The sequence below is a fragment of the Lentzea sp. NPDC005914 genome (assembly GCF_040629405.1).
Classification (GTDB): Bacteria; Actinomycetota; Actinomycetes; order Mycobacteriales; family Pseudonocardiaceae; genus Lentzea.
The window spans coordinates 275,636-294,649 of sequence record NZ_JBEXVQ010000001.1 but is presented as its reverse complement, the minus strand read 5'-3'; the positions used below and the strand labels follow the sequence as shown (position 1 = coordinate 294,649).

Below are 19,014 nucleotides of genomic sequence, written 5' to 3'. Positions count from 1 at the left end.
GCCTGTTAAATCGTTTAAATCAGGTGTCAGCGAGGGGTGAAGACCACCCGCACGGCACCGGGAGGCAGCACGAGATGGCCGTCCACGCTCTCCCCCGACAGCAACTCGGTGCCCGCGGCGGGGATCATCTCGGTCTCGCCCGTGTGGTTGATCGCGAACAGGTACCGCCCGCGCTCGCCTTCCCGCTCGACGACCTCGACGTCACGAGGCAGGTCACGCGACACGACCTTGGCCTCCGCACTCGCCGCCATCAGCACGGCGTCCAGCCCGCCCTCCCCCAGACAGGTCGACACGTACCAGGCACTCCCCTGTCCGAACGGATGTCGGGTGACAGCGGGAAGTCCGGCCGCCGGTCCATCCACATAGGACCATACGGGCGTGGCACCGCGCAGGGCCACGACCTCGGACCAAGCATCACCCGCCATCCCGTTGTCCAGCCTCACCCGCCCGGCGCGCAGTGGCGTGAACTCCTCCACCGTCAGGCCGAGCACGTCGCGCAACGCACCGGGATGCGGTCCGGAGTGGACGGTGTCGTGTTCGTCCACGATCCCGGAGAAGCACGACACGACCAGCACGCCGCCTACCTCGACGTAGTGGCGCAGGTTCGCCGAAGCCGCCTCCGTCATCGAATACAGCGCCGGCACGACCACCAGCGGATACGCGGACAGGTCCGCTTCCGGCCGGGCGAAGTCGGCGGTCAGGTGCAGGTCGTACGCGGCGGCGTACCAGGCCTCGGCGCGCTCACGGGCGTCGAGATCGCTCTGCCGCTGCGCCCACCAGGACTGCCAGTCCCACAACAGCGCCAGGTCCGCCACCACGCGGCTGTCCCGGACCGAGCCGATCGCGGTGAGGTCCTGCCCGAGCCGCACGACCTCGCGCCACTTCCGGCTGTCCGTGCCGGCGTGCGGAAGCATCGCCGGCCGGAACTTCTCGGCACCGAAGCGGGACGCGCGCCATCGCGAGAACAGCGCGCCGTCCGAGCCGCGGGCGACGAGCGCGAGGCCGTTGCGCACCCCGTGGTGCTCCGCGGTGGTGCGGTGCAGGAACGGCCGCCCACCCGCCAGCGAGCGCGTGAGGTCGGCCGCCATCGCGAGGCTCACGTGGGCGCGCTCGTCCTCCTCGCGCAGGTCGTGGTCGTTGGTGACGACGTCGACCTCGCGTGCCCAGGCCCAGTAGTCGATCGACTCGCAGCGCGACAGCGCCGCGCGGAAGTTCGTGGTGACGGGGATGCCGGGCGACACCTCGTGCAGGATGTCCCGTGCCCGCTGGAAGTTCGCGAGCATCGCGTCGCTGGTGAACCGCTCCCAGTCGAGCTGCTGGGCGGAGTTGCCGGCGGCCGGGGCGACGCGCGGCGGCCGCACCTGGCCGAAGGTGTTGTAGGTCTGGCCCCGGAACGTGGCGCCCCACGCCTCGTTGAGCTCTTCGACCGTCGTATAGCGGTCGACGAGCCAGCGGCGGAACGCACTCTCGCTGAAGTCGCAGTAACAAGAGCCGTTCTCGGTGCGAACCTGCCACATCGCGAGCGCCGGGTGCGCGCCGTAGCGACGCGCGAGCTGACGGGTGATGGAGACCGCCGCCTGCTGGTAGGCGGGTGCGCTGGGGCAGATGGAGCCGCCGAACGCGTCTCGCACGCCCTCGCGGTTCACGGGCACCGCCATGGGGAACTTCTGGTGGAACCAGACGGGCGGCGCGACCGTGGGCGTGCCGAGGACGACGCGGATCCCGTTGTCGTGCAGCAGGTCCAGCAGCCCGTCCAGCCTGCCGAAGTCGTACTGGCCGGGTTCGGGTTCGACCAGGGACCAGGTGAAGGCACCGATGCCGACCAGCGTCACCCCGGCGTCGCGCATGAGGCGGACGTCCTCCCGCCACACCGGTTCCGGCCACTGCTCGGGGCTGTGGTCGCCGCCGAACGCGAGCGCCTCCAGCCCGACCGGCCAGTTCAGCCGCCCCATTCGCACCCCTGTCCCTGTGAACCCGCGGTGCCGGGCGAGCCCCGCTCGAGCAGAGGGACCCTAGCCGCGCCGTGGCCACGTTCTCCAGCAACGACGCGGCACTCCTTTCCGTTCTGTCTCAGCAGGTGGGCGCGATCTGGTGGCGAACTTCCTGCCACGGTTGGAAAGTCGCCATCGGTGACAAGGATTCGCGCAAGATCGTCGTGTCAACCCGTTGTGCAAGTGTTCCCGTTGAGGGTGAACGACGCCGGTGCCGGGTTCGACCCGCTGTAGGTGCCGTTGAACCCGATGCTCACCGACGCGTTCGGTGCGAGCGTGCGGTTCCAGGTCAGGTTGGTCGCGGTGACGGCGGCGCCGGACTGCGCGAACGTGGCACCCCAGCCGGGCAGCGTGACGCGCTGGCCGTTGGCGTAGCTGAACGCCAGGGTCCAGCCGTCGACCGCGCTCGTTGCCGTGTTCGTGATGGTCACGCTCGCGGTGAAGCCGCTGCCGCCGCCCCAGTTCTGGCCCGAGTAGCCGACCTTGCACGTGCCGGAGCCACCACCCGCGCCGGTCGTCGCCGTCACGATCCCGGAGTAGGCCGACACGTTGCCCGCAGCGTCCTTCGCCCGCACCTGGTACCGGTAGGCGGTCGACGGGGTCAGGCCGCCGTCCGCGAAGCTCGTCGACGCCGAGGAGCCCACCAGTGCGAACGAACCGGACCCCAGCGCGCGGAACACGTCATAGCCGGTGACACCGACGTTGTCGGTGGAAGCCGTCCAGGTCAACGTGAGACCGGTGGACGTCACGCCCGAAGCGGTGGGAGTGCCCGGCGTGGACGGCGGTTGGGAGTCACCGCCCCCGCCACCGAAGATGGTGGCCTCCTTCGACGTCTGGCGGACTCCGTTGGCGCCGTTGAGGAAGCGTTCACCCCACGGGGTGAGGCTCGCCGGGTCGAAGTTGTTCGTCATGTCGAGGTAAGCGACCTCGCTGCTGTTGCCGCTCCACGACCAGCCGAGGTATCCGAGGCCACGAGCCTGGGCCTGAGCCATGATCGTGGCCTCGTCCGGGTCGCCGTCGGAGTGGTTGTGCCCGAACTCCCCGACCACCAGCGGCAGTCCCGCCGTCCGGAACGCGTCGAAGTACGCGTTGATCTCGGCCGCGGTGTCGTACACGCCGTACATGTGGATCGAGAACACCGTGTTGCGCTGCGGATCGGCGTTGAACACCGAAGCCGCGTTGTCGCGCATGATGTTGCCCCAGTCCTGGCCCCACATCGGCGCGTCGGCCATGATCAGGTGCTGCAGCCCGGCGCCGCGCAACCGGTTGATCGCGCCGCTGGTCGCGCTCGCCCACGTGGCGCTGACGGATGCGTTGTTGCCGAACGGCTCGTTGCCCAGGTTGATGACGACGTAGTTCTCCTGACCCTTCAACGCGTTCGCCACGCCCACCCAGTACGTCGCCGCCTGGTCCAGCGAGGCGGCGCCGCTCTGTTCGCCGTACCCCGTGGTGTCGTGGACCTCCAGCACGCAGATCATCCTGTTCTGCTTGCACAGCCCCATCACGTTCGTGACCTCGGCGGCCGGCGTCGGTCCCCACCGCTGGCCGCTGCCGAGCACGACGCGGACCGTGTTGGTGCCGAAGGACTTCATGTCGGCGAAGGCCCTGTTCTGGCTCGGGTACCAGACGTAGGCGTGGTTCACCCCGCGCATCACGAACAGGGTGCCGTTGGCCTCGACGACCCGCGTGCCCTCGACGTGCAGACCCGCGGCCGCCGAGCCGCCCAGTGCCGCGACCACAGCCGGGAACCAGCGGCTTTCCATCTTCTGGATGCCCGTGGTGGTGTTGGGGTGCACGCCGTCGGTGGTGTCGGCCGAGGTGCTGAACCCGGTCCACTGGTCGACCACGGTGATCGGTGAGGCCGCCGTGCTGTTCGCCTGCGCCCAGCCGGGGATCGCGGCGTTCAGGTCGATGACCCGTTGCCCGCAGGCGGCACAGCCGCTCGGGTTCATCGGGATGATCTGGGCCACGACCAGCTTCACGGCCGGGTTGCTCGCGCGCATCTGGCCGAGCATCGTGGTGTAGGCGTTGAGGATCGTGGCGGCCGGGACGTTGTTCCAGACGTCGTTGGTGCCCAGGTGCATCAGCACGACGTCCGGGCGTGCCGACGACAGCCAGCCGGGCAGCTGGTTGTCCCGCACGATGTTCGTGGCGAGGATCCCGCCGTGGCCCTCGTTCTCGCCGTCGTAGGTGAACCCGCACCCCGGCGCCGGCAACGACCCCACGAAGTCGACATCGGTGTGCCCGGTGTCCTGCAGGTGCTTCCAGAGCAGCGCCCGCCAGCAACCGGGCGAGCCGGTGATGGAGTCGCCGAGGGCCATGATCCGCGTGGGTGCCGCGGCACTCGCGGCCGGAGCGAGGACAACGGTGGCGGCGAGCAGCAGCCCGGCCACCACCGCTCGGAGAGTTCGCCAGGTCATGCGCACTATTCTGGGAGCGTTCCCAGAATAGGCGACACCGCCGAGTGGACTACCCAGGGCGAGATTCTCGGCAGCAGATCGTCGACGCTATCGAAACGCGCGGATCTCCTGTTCGGTCAGCACCCGGTTCCACACCGTCAACCTGCGCGTTTTGCCGTGGAAGGACCTGCCGAACTCACGCAGTCCCACCGTCACGCCGTCCATTCGAGCGAATTCGACAGGGCCGTCGAACAAACGCGCGGTGCCATTCGACAATGTGCACGTCACGGTATGCCAATTGCCGCGCGGCAAAGCGCTCACCGCGTCGCCGGTGTCCCACAGGGAGAACGGTGTCCGCTGCGCGGGATCGACCCACACCTGTGCGGAGACGGTCATCGCGCCCAGCCCGGCCGCGAGGTCCTCCGGAAGCTGGAGGTAGCCGTCCTCGCCGCCGAAGACCAGCCCGGCCGGCGAACGGCTCACGTCACCGCGGATCGTCGCGGTACGGGCGTTTCCGGACAGGTCGGCGACCGCGGCGCCAACACCGCCGGTCAGGTCGTAGTCGGCCAGGACGCCTTTCTTGCCGGCGCGCAACGGAGGCGGCCCCTGGCGCACCCTGTCCAGCTCGGCCTTCGACACCGCGAGCTCGGTGCCGAAGCGCGGTGTCCCGGCCGACACCGGGACGTGCCGCTGCTCCGACCACGTGACGAGGTCGGTCGACTCCCAGATCTCGAGGTGGCTGCCGTCCTGCCGCATCGCGACGAGCGAGAAGCTGTCGCCTTCCTCGCTGCGGATGATGAACGGGTCGCGCACGGCGTACTTCGACCTCAGCACCGGACGGCCACCGTTGGTCTCTTCCCACCGCGACGGGTCGGAGCCGCTGATCGCGAAGTGGACCTCCTGGGCGGCCTCGCCGGTGACGCGGGCCGCCAGGTAGCCCTCCATCGCCGCCTTCTTGGGCAGCGGGAGGACGGTGAGCGTGAAGTAGCGGGTGTTGTACGTGTAGCCCTTCGCGGCCCTGACCGAGATGCGGGCGACGCGCGGCCGCGATCCGTGCGGCGGCCGGGTCACCTCGCCGGAGGTGGTGACGACGCCGGGATCGCTGCTCTGCCAGGTGAACGTGACACCGTGGGCACCGCCGGACGGCAGCGCGAGGTCGCCACGGACCTCGTCGCGGATCACGACGTCCTTCAACGCGTCGTCGACCTTCTGCCGGTCGGTGAGGTCCTCCAGCACGGTCACGGTGAACTCGCGCGTGGCGGTGTAGCCGGCGTGGGAGGCGGTCGCGGTCAGAGTCACCCTCGAGTCGCCCGCCCGTGCCGCGGGACGGGTGACCGCGCCGGTCGCCGACACCACCGAGGGTGCGCTCGACTCCCAGGAGATCACCGATCCGCCCAAGGCCTTCGCGGGCAGCGTGAGGTCGTCCGTCACGGCCGAGGTGGCGCCCAGGTCGAGCGCCGCGACGTCGGCGGCGGGCCGGGCCGACGCGGTCACCTTGCCCAGCTCGCGGGCCTCGCCGGGGCTCAAGGCCCGGTCGTAGAGCCGGAAGTCCCGGACCTCGCCCTGGAGATATCCGTCGGCCGAACGGCGGAGGCAGGTGGCGATGGTGTCCGCTGTGGTCGTGACGCGGGTCCGCCTGGCGACCTCGACCCCGTCCTCGTAGAAGATCGCGGTGCCGCTGCCGAGCGTGCACGTGATCGTGCGCAGGCCGCCCGCGACGTGGCCGACCTGAGCGGAGACGGTGGCGTCGGCGAGTGCGCGAAGCACGTCGTCGGACAGCCGGACGTGATCGTTCGCGTCGGCGTGGTGCAGGACCAGGCCGTCGTCGAGCGTCGCCGCCGAGCTGGTCGTGACGGAGAACGCGAGCCCCGCCGAGGTCAACGCGACCGCGACGAGCACTGACGTGGAAGTGAGATGACGCAGGGACATGCCGGCCTTTCCCGACGGGCACGCGAAGGTACCCCGTGCAGGGGTGAAAAGGGGAACACGCGGACGTCCCGGAAGTGAGCGCCAAGATAGCTGGCACTCGATAGATCGTCAATGCAACGCGGTGGGCGGGACGGGAAGCCCGCCCACCGAGCGTTCACCTGACCAGGTTCTCCAGTGAGCGCTGGGCCGCGGCCAGGCCGTCCTTCGGCGTGACCAGACCGTCGCAGATCTCGCCGATGATCGTCCCGAACGCCTTCTGCATGCCGCCCCACTCCGGCGTCATCGGTGGCGTGTAGGCGAACTCCGCGGACTGTTTGAACGCGGACATGTCGACGTCCGAGATCGTCCACGCCGGGCGCAGGAAGTCGTCGCTGTCCTGCACCTCGCGGTTGGCCGGCGCGTCCTGACCACTGGTGGCGATGGGCTTCTGCCCCTCGGCGCTGGTCAGGAAGTCGAGCACCCTGAACGCGAGCTCGGGGCGCGTGCTCGACTTCGTGATCGCGAGACCGCTCTGGAACGAGATCGTCGCCTGCTTGGTGTTCTTGAACAGCGGCGAGATGCCCCACCGCACCTGAGGAGCGTCCTTGAGCTGGGCGATGTTCCAGAAGCCGGTCATGATCATGGCGGCGTTGCCCTGGGCGAAGAGCTGGTCGGGACTGGAGATCCTCAGCGCCTCGTAGTCCTTTTTGGACGGCGCGACGTGGTGCTTGTTCACCAGGTCCGCGTAGAACTGCATCGCCTTGACGTTCTCCGGCGAGTTGATCACCGGTTTGCCCGCGTCGTCGAGGATCCTGCCGCCGTTCTGCAGCATGAACGCCGTCCACCACGGCCACCAGTCGCCCGCCGCGAACCCGTACCGCATGGTCTTGTCGCCGTCGCGGACCGTCAGCTTCTGCGCGGCGGCGAGGAAGTCGGGCCACTTCCAGTCGGCGGTCGGGTAGGCGACGCCGTCCTTGTCGAAGAGATCTTTGTTGTAGTACAGCACCATCGGCCCGGTGCGGTCCGGCAGCGCCCACGTCTTGCCCTCGCGGTCGTAGGAGTGCGCGGCCCGCTCGCCGAACCTGCCGACCAGGTCGAGCTTCTCCCCGTCGACGAAGCTGTTGAGCGGCAGCAGCTGGTTCTTGCTGCTGTAGCTGTGCACGGACTCGGCGACCTCGATGATGTCGGGCGGGTTGCCGTCCGCCATCATCTTCGCGATCTTGGCGCCGTAGTCGCCGTCCTTGACGTGCAACAGCTTGACGTTGACCCCGCTGACGCGGTCGCTCGCCAGGTCGACGCGCTGCTGGTAGGTCCTGGCGTCCTGGTCGCTCCCCCACACGGCGACGGTCACCTCGGGTTCCGGCGTCGGAGTCGGCGCGTTGGTGGAACACGCGGACACGACCAGACATGCCACGAACGCGGACATAGCTCTGAACGGGCGGTGTAGCCCCATGAATCTGGATCCCCTCGGAAGTTCAGTCGAGCAGGTGGGCTTCGAAGGCGAGCACGGCCATGCCGAGGGACACCGGGTCGTCCAGATGACTGCCCAGCACGGCGGTCGCCGCTTCGAAACGGGTTGCGAGCGCGTACTCCTTGATCACCGGGGTGACCGCTGACACGAGAGGCTCTCCGAGCGCGGCGCCGACCCAGCCGCCGAACACGACCAACCCCGGGTCGAGCAGGGTGACTGCGTGGGCGAGCGCCAGACCGAGCGGACGGGCGTACCGGGAGAGCGTTTCCAGTGCCCCGCGATCGCCAAGGCGCACGGCTTCCGCAAGCCGTGCCACCGTTGCCTCCTGGTCACCGGGCACGAGAAACGGGCTGCCTTCGAGCAGGCGCACCAGAGCACCCGCTCCGGCGTAGGCCTCCACGCACCCCTGACCCCCGCACCGGCACTTCTCCCCGCCGGCGTGCAGGACGGTGTGTCCCCACTCCCCCGCGTTGCCGGTGGCACCGCGCAGCAACCGGCCGCCGGACACCACTCCCAGACCGACTCCGGCTCCCAGGTGGACCACGATCACGTCGTCCTGGTCGCGCGCCGCGCCGAACGTCTGCTCCGCCAGCGTGATCGCCCTCAACGGGTTGTCCAGCACCACGGGCACGTCGCACCGTCGTTCGAACAGAGACCGGAACCCCTGCTCGGGCAGGCTGACCCCGATCGCGCTGACCGGTGCCTCGTACACCTGCCGCCGGACAGCCGCCACGGCCGCGAGAACCTGCTCCACCAGGGCATGCGGCGCGCTCTCCACCACTGACACCCGTTTCCGGGCCAGCCGCGCCATCGCCTGGTCGAACAACTCGGCCGTCACGGACGTCTCGGTGACGTCCACCCCGGCCACCAGCGAACCACCGCCGCGCAACGTCAACTGCGCGGCGGGGCGGCCACCACCGGTGCGCGGTCCGGCCGATTCCTTGAGGAATCCGGCTTTCGTCAGCTCACCGACGATGGTGCCGATCGTGGCGACGGACAGGCCGAGCCGGCTCGCCAGCTCCAACCGGGTCCGCGGTTCGCCACCGCAGAAGCTCCGCACGACCTCCACGCGGTGTGCCCGCCGCAGATCGCCCGAATGCTTCAGTCGCATGAACCTGTTCCTAGTACCGCGCTCCGATCGGGCACAGTACGTGATCTTCATTCGAAATTGAAGGGGTTCTTTCAACGGACAGCAGAAGTGTTAGCGATGCGCCCACCAGGATGTTTGCGTCGTCAATCAGGATTGGATCAGACCCCGGGCCCGCGACGCTGCGTGAACATCCCGCCGAACCGGGCTCATTCGATAACTGGCAAATTCGGTGCGACAAGTCCACTTGATCCGGACTCGCGCGCACCCCCAGGCTGGGGTGATCATCCCCTGGTGACGAGGAGCCGGCTGTGGCGAGCGAGACGAACTCCGCGAAAGTGTCCCGCCGGTTGTTCGTCGCAGGCACGACGGCGGCCGCGATGACCGGTGCCACGAGCCGGGCAGAAGCAGATCCGCAGGTCAGCCAGACCCTTTGGTACGCCAAGCCCGCCAGCAGCTGGGAGTCGGAGTCGTTGCCGATCGGCAACGGCCCACTCGGCGCGAGCGTGTTCGGCGGCGTTGCGAGCGAGCTGCTGCAGTTCAACGAGAAGACGCTCTGGACCGGTGGCCCGGGCTCGCCCGGTTACGACTTCGGCAACTGGAAAGCCCCGCGGCCGGGCGCTGTCGAAGAGGTCCAGCGTCGAATCGACACCGACGGCCGAGCTGATCCGGACTGGGTGGCGGACAAGCTCGGCCAGCCACGCCACGGGTACGGCGCCTACCAGTCCTTCGGTGACCTCACGCTGACGCTCGTACCGGCACCCGGCGCGGTGACCGGGTACCGGCGTCACCTCGACCTCGCCGAAGCGGTCGCCGGGGTGAGCTACACGTCCGGCGGTGTGCGGTACACGCGCGAGTACTTCGCCACGGCGCCGGACAACGTGATCGTGGCTCGGCTGAGCGCGAACAAGTTGGGCCGGATCGGTTTCACGACGGCCGTGCGCACGCCGTCGAACCGCACGGCCACGATCACCTCGCGAGCCGGTCGCATCACCCAGACCGGGCGCCTCGACGACAACGGGTTGCGGTTCGAGGCGCAGGTCCGGGTGATCAACCAGGGCGGCACGCGCACCGACAACGCGGACGGTTCGGTCACGGTGCGCGGCGCCGACTCCGTGCTGCTGGTCCTGGCCGCCAGTACCGACTACGCCTCCCGCTACCCGGCCTACCGCTCAGGCGTGCACCCGCACAACGCTGTCACCCAACGAGTCGACCGGGCGGTGGCCAAGGGCTACGACCGGCTGCGCGCCGACCACGTGTCCGACTACCGCAAGCTGTTCGACCGGGTACGCCTCGACGTGGGCCAGCAGATGCCGGACGTCCCGACCGACGAACTGTTGCGGGCCTGCCGTGCCGCGAACACCCCGGCCGCGCACCGGAAAGCGTTGGAGGTGCTGTACTTCCAGTACGGCCGCTACCTGCTCATCGCGTCCTCACGGGCCGGGTCGCTGCCGGCGAACCTCCAAGGCGTGTGGAACAACTCGGCGACACCGCCGTGGAGCGCTGACTACCACACGAACATCAACCTGCAGATGAACTACTGGCCGGCGGAGACGACGAACCTGTCGGAGACCACGGCACCGTTGTTCGACTACGTGGACGCGCTGGTGCCACCCGGCGAGGTGACCGCGCGAGAGATGTTCGGCAACCGCGGCTGGGTGGTGCACAACGAGACCACGCCGTTCGGCTTCACCGGCGTGCACGACTGGGCGACGGCGTTCTGGTTCCCGGAGGCGGGCGCCTGGCTGGCCCAGCACTACTACGAGCACTACCTCTTCACCAGGGACGAGTGGTTCCTGCGGGTGCGGGCCTATCCGATGCTGAGGTCGCTCTCGCAGTTCTGGATGGACGAACTGGTGGCGGACCCGCGCGACGGCAAGCTCGTGGTGAGCCCGAGCTACTCTCCCGAGCAGGGCCCGTTCTCCGCGGGCGCGTCGATGTCGCAGCAGATCGTGCACGACCTGCTGACCAACACCGCCGAGGCCGCGACCACGCTCGGCGACCGCGACTTCGCCGCGCAGGTCAAGTCCACTGTGGATCGTCTCGATCCCGGTCTGCGGGTCGGTTCCTGGGGTCAGCTGCAGGAGTGGAAGTCCGACTGGGACGATCCGACGAACACCCACCGGCACGTCTCGCACCTGTTCGCGTTGCATCCCGGCCGGCAGATCACGCCGCAGGAGGACCCCGCGCTGGTCGCCGCGGCACGGGTGTCGCTCACGGCACGCGGCGACGGCGGCACGGGGTGGAGCAAGGCCTGGAAAATCAACTTCTGGGCGCGCCTGCTCGACGGCGACCACTCCCACAGGATGCTGACCGAACTGCTCGCGAACAGCACGCTGGACAACCTGTGGGACACCCACCCGCCGTTCCAGATCGACGGCAACTTCGGTGCGACCGCGGGAGTGGCGGAGATGCTCCTGCAGAGCCATCGCGGCACCGTGGACGTCCTGCCGGCGCTGCCGAGTTTCTGGAACACCGGCTCCGTCACCGGCCTGCGGGCTCGTGGCGACGTGACGGTGAACATTCAGTGGGTGAAGGGAAAGCCCGTCCGCGTGCACCTGACGGCCGGCCGCAGTGGTCCGCTGACGGTGTCGAGCACGTTGTTCGAAGGCCGATTCGAAGTGATCGACGCGCGGACCAGCCACAAGGTCGAGGTGCGCCGCACGGGCAAGGAGATCGTCATCGACGCCACCCGCGGCACCACTTACGTCCTGCGCGTGCCGGCCTGACGCTGAACTAGAGATGTCCGGCCGGACAGCCCCTATGTGAGCGCTCACAAATGGTGGATCATCGTCCCGCGTTCCGTGTGTGAACGCTCCAACCCTGCGAGGAGCAGCATGCGACGATCCACCCTGCTCGTCATCCCGGTCCTGCTGGCGACGCTCGTGCCGCCCACAGCGAGCGCGGCCACCGGCGGCAGTTTCGAAGTGCTGACGTACAACGTGGCGGGCCTGCCGGAGGGCCTGTCGTCCGGCCACCCCGCCGTGAACACCCCGTTGATCAGCCCGCGACTGGCGCCGTACGACGTCATCAACGTTCAGGAGGACTTCAACTACCACGCGGCCCTGTACGCGAGTGACAACCACGCCTACCGCACGCCGACGAGCGGCGGGGTGCCGGTCGGCAGCGGCCTGAACACGCTCTCGCACCTGCCCTACAGCGACCTCGAACGCACGAAGTGGTCGTCCTGCAACGGCACGGACTGCCTGACGCCCAAGGGTTTCTCCTACAAGCGGGTCAGGCTGGCCGGCGGGGTGTCCGTCGACCTCTACAACCTGCACCCCAACGCCGGCACCGAGACCGCCGACCTCGCCGCGCGCCGGGCGAACATCACTCAGCTGTCCCGGTTCATCACGGCGAACTCGGCGGGCAACGCGGTCATCGTCATGGGTGACACCAACACCCGCTACACCCGTGCGGACGACAACATCCGCGAACTGGTCAGCACCAACGGTCTCACCGACGCGTGGGTGCAGCTGGAACGCGGCGGCCAGGCACCGGCGGCGGGCAGTCCGGCGCTGGTGTGCGACCCGGCCGCGTTCAACGACCAGTGCGAGGTGGTCGACAAGATCCTCTACCGGGGCAACCGGCAGATCACCCTGACCGCACGGGACTACCGCAACGAGAACGCGGCCTTCGTCGATGCACAGGGCAAGCCGCTGTCGGACCACTACCCGATCGCCACGAGGTTCGACTGGACCGCCGACGACGGCATCAAGCTCAGCGACGAGGTCGGCGGCCCGCACGGCACCCCGTTCACCGACCTCGCGGCAGTGGACCTGGGTGCCGTGCGCACGCTCATGTTGCGCGGTGGCAGCAGGATCGACCAGATCGCGTTCACGCTCGCCAACGGCACGACGTTCAGCCACGGCGGCAACGGCGGCACCGCGTCGACCCTCACGCTCGAACCCGGCGAGCACCTCGTGTCCGCGAAACTGAGCCAGGGCCAGTACAACGGCCGCACTCGCGTGTTCTCGGCCGCGTTCACCACGGACCGGGGGCGCACGCTCTCGGCGGGCCAGCAGACCGGTGACACGCTCACCGTCACCGCACCGGCCGGGTGGCGCATCGCCGGGTTCACCGGCCGTTCAGGCGACGAGGTGGACCGGCTCGGAGCGATCTTCGCGCCGAAGTGACCGCACGCCGGCCATCACCATCCAGACGCTCCACAGGAGATAGCCGGCGAAGTTGACGGCGTCCGCGCCCGGCACGGGCAACGGGGTCGGCACGCCCATCGCGATCATCACCGCGGAGGGCAGGCCGAGCCGCGGTGCGATGTGCAGGGCGCGGACGACCGCCCGCGTCCAGGCCGCGGTGAACAGGTAGCCGAGCGTCTCGCCGATCCAGGCGGTCCGTCTGTGCAGGAGCAGCGCGAGCGGGGCGAGCAGGGCCTCGGTGTCTTCGCGGATCGCGGCGTGCTGTGGCGGCAGCGGGTCCGGGAGGTTGCACTGGGGGCTGCTCGACCATCCCTGCGTGGCGCGGTTGCTGCTCGGCGTGCTGGCGGAGGCCGGACTGTCCGAGGAGGACCCCGCGCGGGCGTCCTGCACCGTGTACCTGCTGGGGTCGATCGCGCTGGAGGCGGCGGAGCTCGACCCCGCCAGCCCACGCCGCCGGAGCCGCCTACATCTCGACCGACCAGTTCCTGTGGGCACTCGAAAGGGTGCTGGACGGACTCGCGGGTGATTCAGCGAGCCGTTGACGCACCACGGCGGCTTCGGGCATGTTCAGCGACTCGTAGATCGGCAGAGCCGCCTCCCAGAGCCGGCGCGCTTCGGCAACCTCGCCCGTCTGCTCCCGCACAGCGGCCAGCTCGTCCAGCGACCGGGCCTCCTGCTCGCGGTCTTCCATCTCCCGCGCCTGGACCAGCGCCTCCGAGTGGCACGCCAGCGCTTCGGCGTACCGGCCGGACGCGCCTGCCGCCCGGCCACGCCCGTTGAGCGCCGCGCACTCGAGCAGCCGGTCGCCCAGTTTCTGGGCGAGCGTCTCGGCCTGCTGATGCAGGTCGGCCGCCTCCCGGTATCGCCCCATGCTCTCGTGGGCGATCCCCAGATTGATGAGCACCTCGGCCTCGCCGACGAGGTCGCCGATCTCGCGGAACACCGTGATCGCCTGCCGGTGGTGCTCGAGCGCCTCGGCGTGCCGGCCCCACCGCGAGCAGATCCGGCCGAGATCCGTGTGCGCGATGGACTCGGCCGCGCGGTCGCCGACGTCGTGCAGGATCTTCAAGGCTCGCTGGTGGTGGTCGTGCGCTTCCTCCAGGCGCCCGTAGCTCTGCAGGGCGCTGCCGAGGTCGTTGAGGATCCGGCCCTGCCCGACCCGCTGGCCGATCTCCGCGTAGATCGCGGCCGCCCGGCGGTAGCACGTCATGGCGTCCTCGTGTCGGCCGAGGCTGTGCTGCACCTGCCCGATGCTGGCCAGCTCCACGGCTTCCTGGCCGCGGTCGCCCGCCTCCTGGCTCAGCGTCAGCGCCAGGCCGTAGGTGGCGAGCGCGTCGTGGTAGCGGCGGGCTCTGCCTTCGTTGTTCCCCAGCGCGTGCAGCGTCCGGGCCTCGCCTGCCAGGTCACCGAGCCGCCGGTACAGCCCCAGTGCGCGGCGGTAGTGCTCGTCGGCCTCGCTGTAGGCGCCGGAACGAGCGTGCGACCGCCCCAGTTCCAGCAACGAGCGCGCCCGGCCCGCCGCGTCACCGAGGTCCTCGGCCGCCGAGAGCGCGTGCTGGTGCACCGAGAACGCGTCGGCGTTGTGGTAGCCGACGTTCAGGTGCTGGTCGATCACCCGCGCGATCTTGACGGCGTACCCGGCGAGGTCGCCGCCCGCGGTGCCCGTGATCGTGACGAGCGTGAGCCTTTCGGTGTCCAGCCACGTTTTCGCGGCGGACACGGTCATGGCCGACGGCGTGTCCTGCCCGGATTCGCCGCGACGCCACCGTTTCGTGTACGGGTACAGGGCGTCCATCGCGTCGAGCGCGCCGGTCAGGTAGTGCTCGTACAGACTTTGCAGCGCGTCTTGGCGGTCCGGCCAGGAGACCTGGTCTTCCGCGCGCTCACGGGCGAAGGCGCGCAGGAGGTCGTGCATCGTCCAGCGGCCCGGCCCCGAGCTCTCCACGAGGTGGGCGCCGTGGAGCACTTCCAGCAGGTTCCGGGCGACCCGCGCGTCCACCCCGGCGAGCGCGGCGACCGCGTCGGCGTCGGTGTCGCGGCCGGGATGCAGGCCCAGCAACCAGAACAGGCGGTTCGCCGCGGGTGGCAGGTGCCGTTCCGACCACGAGAACACCGCCCGCACGGCCGTGTCGGCATCGGCTCCGGCCTCCAGCAGGTCCAGGCGGTGACGCTCGTCGGCGAGGTCGTCGAGGCCCACCCGCCCGCGCCGCGCGACGAGCTCGGCGGCGACCCGCAACGCCAGTGGCAGCCGGGCGCAGCTCACCGCGAGTTCCTCGAGCTCCGCCGCGGTGGCCACCTGGTCACCGATCAGCAGGCGGAGCAGATCGACCGCCTCGCCGGGATCGAGCACGTCCAGCCCGACCCTGCCGGCGCCGTCGCGGTCGACGAGCCCGGCGAGGTCGTCGCGACTGGTGATCATGACGGTGCTGCCCGGCTCGGCAGGCAGCAACGGCCGGACGTGGGCCGCGTCGCGCGCGTTGTCGAGCACCACCAGAACGCGCTTTCCCGCGGTCATGCTCCGGTACAGCGCGACCTGCGCCTGCAGGACGCCCGGCATGCGGTCGGCGGTGACACCGAGCGCGGTCAGGAACCCGTGCAGCGCCTCCTCCGGCGGCAGCACGCCGCCGGGGTCGAAGCCTCGCAGGTTGACGTAGAACTGCCCGTCGGGGAACCGGGCGGCGACGCGATGTGCCCAGCGCACGGCCAAAGCCGTCTTGCCCACACCGGCCGTGCCGCACACCGCGACGACCGCGATCGTGTCCCGTGCCGCCGCGACGGCCGTGTCGAGCGCGGCGAGTTCGGCCTCGCGACCGGTGAAGCCCGGCACGAGGGGCGGCAGCTGCGCCGGCCGCGGATCCGCGACCCTGATCGGCCCGGAGGGGGCCAGCAGCCGCGGGTCGTGCGCGAGAACCTTCTCCTGGATGTCCGCCAGCACCGGCGACGGCTCCACGCCCGCGTGCTCGACGAGAAGGCGCCGTGCCCGCTGAAAGGCCTCCAGGGCCTCGGACTGGCGGCCCGCGCGGTACAGGGCCGTCATCAGCTGGCCCCACAACCGTTCGTGGCCGGGATGGGCCGCGGTGAGGTCCGCCAGTTCGGCGACCAGCTCCGCACCTGATCCGGCGGCCAGGTCCGCGTCGACGCGGTTCTGCACGGCGTCGAGGCGCACACCGTCCAGCCGGATCCGCTCGGATTCGAGTGCGACGACCCCGTCGAACTCGTCGAACGGCCTGCCCCGCCACAGTTCCAGCGCGGCGGTCAGCCGTTCACGCGCGGCCGCGACCGTGCCGTCGGCCAACGCCGCGTGCCCCTCCCGCACGAGTCGCTGGAACCGGACGGCGTCCACGATGTCCGGTTCCAGCAACACGTATCCCGGTGCGCGGGTGACGATCAGCCCGGCCAGCGGTCCCACGCCCCTGCGCAACCGCGAGGCGTAGGTCCGGACCGTCCGTTCGGCGTCCGGCGGAGCTCCCGCTCCCCACAGCTCCGCCACGAACATCGGGACGCTGACCGGCGTGCCCGCGTACGCCGCGAGCAACGCCAGCATCGCCCGCAACCGAGGTCCCCCGGGATCCAGGTGCCTGCCACCGGACTCGACCTCGAACGGGCCCAGCACGCGAATGCCTTCGTCCGGCATTCGCTGCCCCGCCATCCGGCCTCCGCCCGTCCCTGTTCCGCCGCAATGAGAGAGCCATCATGCGGGACGGGGATACGACGGAGGCGCGAAGGCCGGGCAAACTGCCGGTGGATCAGATGGGGAAGACGCCGTAGGACTGCGCGGCGGTGTTGTTGCAGACCCAGAGCTGCAACGCCAGCCCCTCGTCGGGCCGTCCACCTGGCACGTCGAGGCAGTGGGTGTTCGTGCCGGCGACCCGTGACCTCAGCTGCACGAAGTCGGGCAGGCTCCGGCTCGCGTGGAACCGCTGGTTGCTGATGTTGGCGCACGGCCACTGCACCACCGGCGTGCCGTTGACGTTGTTGCCCAGCGCGTCCATGCACTTCAGCGTGACCGCGTTGCGGATCTGGAAGTTGGAGTTGTCGTGGTCGACGAAGTCCCACCGCTGGAACGGGTCGCCGTTGCACGTGGTCTGGACGATCGGCACGCCGTCGGCGAACGAGTTGCCCTGCGGTGCCAGGCACTTGCCGCTGACCGTGCTCCGGACCGTCACGTCGAAGTGGTCGTCGGCGAGCGCGGGGGTCGCCGCGCCGACCAGCCCCACCACGGCGGTCGTGACGGCGAACGCCGACGACGCGATCCACTTTCTCATCTGGGTACCTCCCCTGAAGCCGGGCGGCGAACGGCCGCCCTGTGCGGAACACGATGGCGAGGCCCGTCGACAGTTCGTCGACAATCCGTCGACAGCGGGGATCAGTGCTCCAGCAGGGACACGCTGGTGCGGTAGCCGGAGTCGCCGACGTAGGGCACCGGACGACCGATGCCGATGGTGACCGCGACGTCCTTGCCCGTGATGTCCCCGGTCGGGAAGTAGCGGCTCGGGATCAGCCCGCCGGCACACCAGCTGCGCGGATTGTTCGTGGTGTTGTTGCGGAAGATGCCCGGGTTGCCGTCCGGGCTGTACTGCTCGAGGCTCGCGCAGTCGACCGCGGTGGAGAACGAGCCGACCCTGGTGCCGTTGACCGACACGGTCACCGTGGTGCTGGAGTACTCCTCACCGCCCGCCGCCGAGCCGTAGCCGGCGATCACCAGCGCGATGTCGCCGCGGTTGCTCGTCGCGGTGTGCCTGACCGGGCCCGCGGTGACCGAGTTCGTGGTCTCGCGCACACCGGAGATCATCCCGGCGACGTCGTGGTCGCGCGCGGTCAGCGCGACGGTGGAGATCAGCGACATCGAGTACTTGAAGCCGATCGCCTTGAACTCGGGCGTCACCTCGGGATGCGAGTCGCACGGGTCACCGCCGTACGGGTTGGAGCCGCCGCCGATGCCGAGGTAGACGTCCCTGGCCGGGTCCGCGAGCGCACCGGCGTACGGGCCGAGGTCGGCGTCCCGGAAGGTGTAGTTCGCCTTGGCGCCGCGCCAGTAGTTGCTGAACGGGGTGATGAAGTCCTGCAGGGTCACCCTCGGCGTGGTCGCGGTCGGAGTGGTCCCCTTCGGCACGGAGACGTAGAACACCGTGCCGATGCGGTCGTAGTTGTCGCACTGCGCGTGATAGCTCACCCGCACCCGCAGGTCGTCGCCGATCAGCGCTTTCTCCGCGTCGGTCAGCTTTCTGGCGAACTCGGTGCCGCGGTTCCACATCAGCACGCCGGCGGGCGGGGTGTAGCCGGCCGGGTCGTTGCTCGTGTAGATGCCGAACTGCGGGATGTGGTCGAACACCCCGATGGTCCCGCCGCCAGGGGTGCCGCTGCTGGTGCCGTACACCTCGAACTCGTAGATCCGCGCGGCCGCGTCAGTGGTCTGGGTCGGTGTGGTGACAACGAGTTTGGCGTACCGGGCAGTGGCCGCGGCGATCGGATGCGTCGTCGTGCTCGCGGTGTTGTCCGTGGTGGACGCCGCCGTGGTCCAGGTGCTGCCGTCGGTGGAGAGCTGGATGGCGAACACCTTGGTGTTGTAGGCGGGCGACTCACCGCCGGCGCCCGCGTGCTTGACGGTGAAGCCGGTGATCGACGCGGGCACGCCGAGGTCGACCTGCAGGTACCTGGTGCTCGCCGTCGAGCACCACTTGTCGCTGTTGCCACCGGTGACGCTGCCGTTGACCGCCTTCTCCGGGCCTTCGGAGCTCGCGCACGCGCTGGAGCCCGTCGCCGGTCTGTTCAGCGCCAGGTTGGTGTCGGCCGCCGAGGGGATCATGGACAGGGTGAGCGCTCCCAGCGACATGATCACTCGGAGAGCTTTCGTCTGAACCGTCATGCGGATGATGCTGCCGACGGTTTCCCGGTCCGTGCCAGACCCGTTCGTCTGAAGAAGGCATCAGCCCTGGCTGATACTCCACAGTGGACAGCCGGCAACCTGTCTGACGCGCATTCGGCGGGTTGTGAACGGCAC

Annotated in this window: 11 protein-coding genes; 2 read left to right on the top strand and 9 right to left on the bottom strand. The window is 69.7% G+C overall.

Going from position 1 to position 19,014, the window contains the following annotated elements; all coding sequences use genetic code 11:
* Window positions 1–26: 26 nt before the first annotated feature.
* The 5 genes from ABZ345_RS01215 to ABZ345_RS01195 all read right to left on the bottom strand — a co-directional run bounded on the left by ABZ345_RS01215 (window position 27) and on the right by ABZ345_RS01195 (window position 8,880).
* The gene (locus tag ABZ345_RS01215) at window positions 27–1,952 is read right to left on the bottom strand and encodes a beta-galactosidase (protein WP_359841668.1); all 1,926 of its coding nucleotides are present in this window, start codon (window positions 1,950–1,952) and stop codon (window positions 27–29) included.
* A 206-nt stretch (window positions 1,953–2,158) separates the two neighbouring features.
* Entirely contained in the window at window positions 2,159–4,411 is a 2,253-nt protein-coding gene (locus ABZ345_RS01210; RefSeq protein ID WP_359841666.1) for a cellulase family glycosylhydrolase, read from the bottom strand.
* Between the two features lie 87 nt (window positions 4,412–4,498).
* Window positions 4,499–6,319, bottom strand: a complete 1,821-nt coding sequence (locus tag ABZ345_RS01205; RefSeq protein WP_359841664.1) for an immunoglobulin-like domain-containing protein — start codon at window positions 6,317–6,319, stop codon at window positions 4,499–4,501.
* Window positions 6,320–6,473: 154 nt separating this feature from the next.
* Window positions 6,474–7,724 carry a sugar ABC transporter substrate-binding protein gene (locus ABZ345_RS01200; protein ID WP_359841662.1) on the bottom strand — a complete coding sequence of 417 codons (1,251 nt, stop codon included), beginning with the start codon at window positions 7,722–7,724 and terminating at the stop codon, window positions 6,474–6,476.
* A 49-nt stretch (window positions 7,725–7,773) separates the two neighbouring features.
* Window positions 7,774–8,880 (bottom strand): ROK family protein, encoded by a 1,107-nt coding sequence (locus ABZ345_RS01195; protein ID WP_359841660.1) that lies wholly within the window; start codon window positions 8,878–8,880, stop codon window positions 7,774–7,776.
* A 287-nt stretch (window positions 8,881–9,167) separates the two neighbouring features.
* Between ABZ345_RS01195 and ABZ345_RS01190 the strand changes: the two genes are divergently transcribed.
* Complete coding sequence (locus ABZ345_RS01190) at window positions 9,168–11,585, top strand: glycoside hydrolase family 95 protein (RefSeq protein ID WP_359841659.1); 2,418 nt, start codon at window positions 9,168–9,170, stop codon at window positions 11,583–11,585.
* A 108-nt stretch (window positions 11,586–11,693) separates the two neighbouring features.
* Window positions 11,694–12,992: a jacalin-like lectin gene (locus ABZ345_RS01185; protein ID WP_359841657.1), complete on the top strand. Its 1,299-nt coding sequence runs from the start codon at window positions 11,694–11,696 to the stop codon at window positions 12,990–12,992.
* On the opposite strand, the gene ABZ345_RS01180 is transcribed toward ABZ345_RS01185, so the two are convergent.
* The 4 genes from ABZ345_RS01180 to ABZ345_RS01165 form a co-directional block, all read right to left on the bottom strand.
* Entirely contained in the window at window positions 12,945–13,403 is a 459-nt protein-coding gene (locus tag ABZ345_RS01180; RefSeq protein ID WP_359841655.1) for a hypothetical protein, read from the bottom strand. The two genes, ABZ345_RS01185 and ABZ345_RS01180, sit on opposite strands and share 48 nt — an antisense overlap.
* Before the next feature lie 73 nt (window positions 13,404–13,476).
* A complete protein-coding gene (locus ABZ345_RS01175) occupies window positions 13,477–16,662 on the bottom strand; it encodes a tetratricopeptide repeat protein (protein ID WP_359841654.1) in 3,186 nt (1,061 codons plus the stop codon).
* Window positions 16,663–16,759: 97 nt separating this feature from the next.
* Window positions 16,760–17,278 (bottom strand): RICIN domain-containing protein, encoded by a 519-nt coding sequence (locus tag ABZ345_RS01170; RefSeq protein ID WP_359841652.1) that lies wholly within the window; start codon window positions 17,276–17,278, stop codon window positions 16,760–16,762.
* 101 nt (window positions 17,279–17,379) lie between these two features.
* On the bottom strand, window positions 17,380–18,879 hold the full coding sequence (locus tag ABZ345_RS01165; RefSeq protein WP_359841650.1) for a discoidin domain-containing protein: 1,500 nt from the start codon (window positions 18,877–18,879) through the stop codon (window positions 17,380–17,382).
* Between the last annotated feature and the right edge of the window lie 135 nt (window positions 18,880–19,014).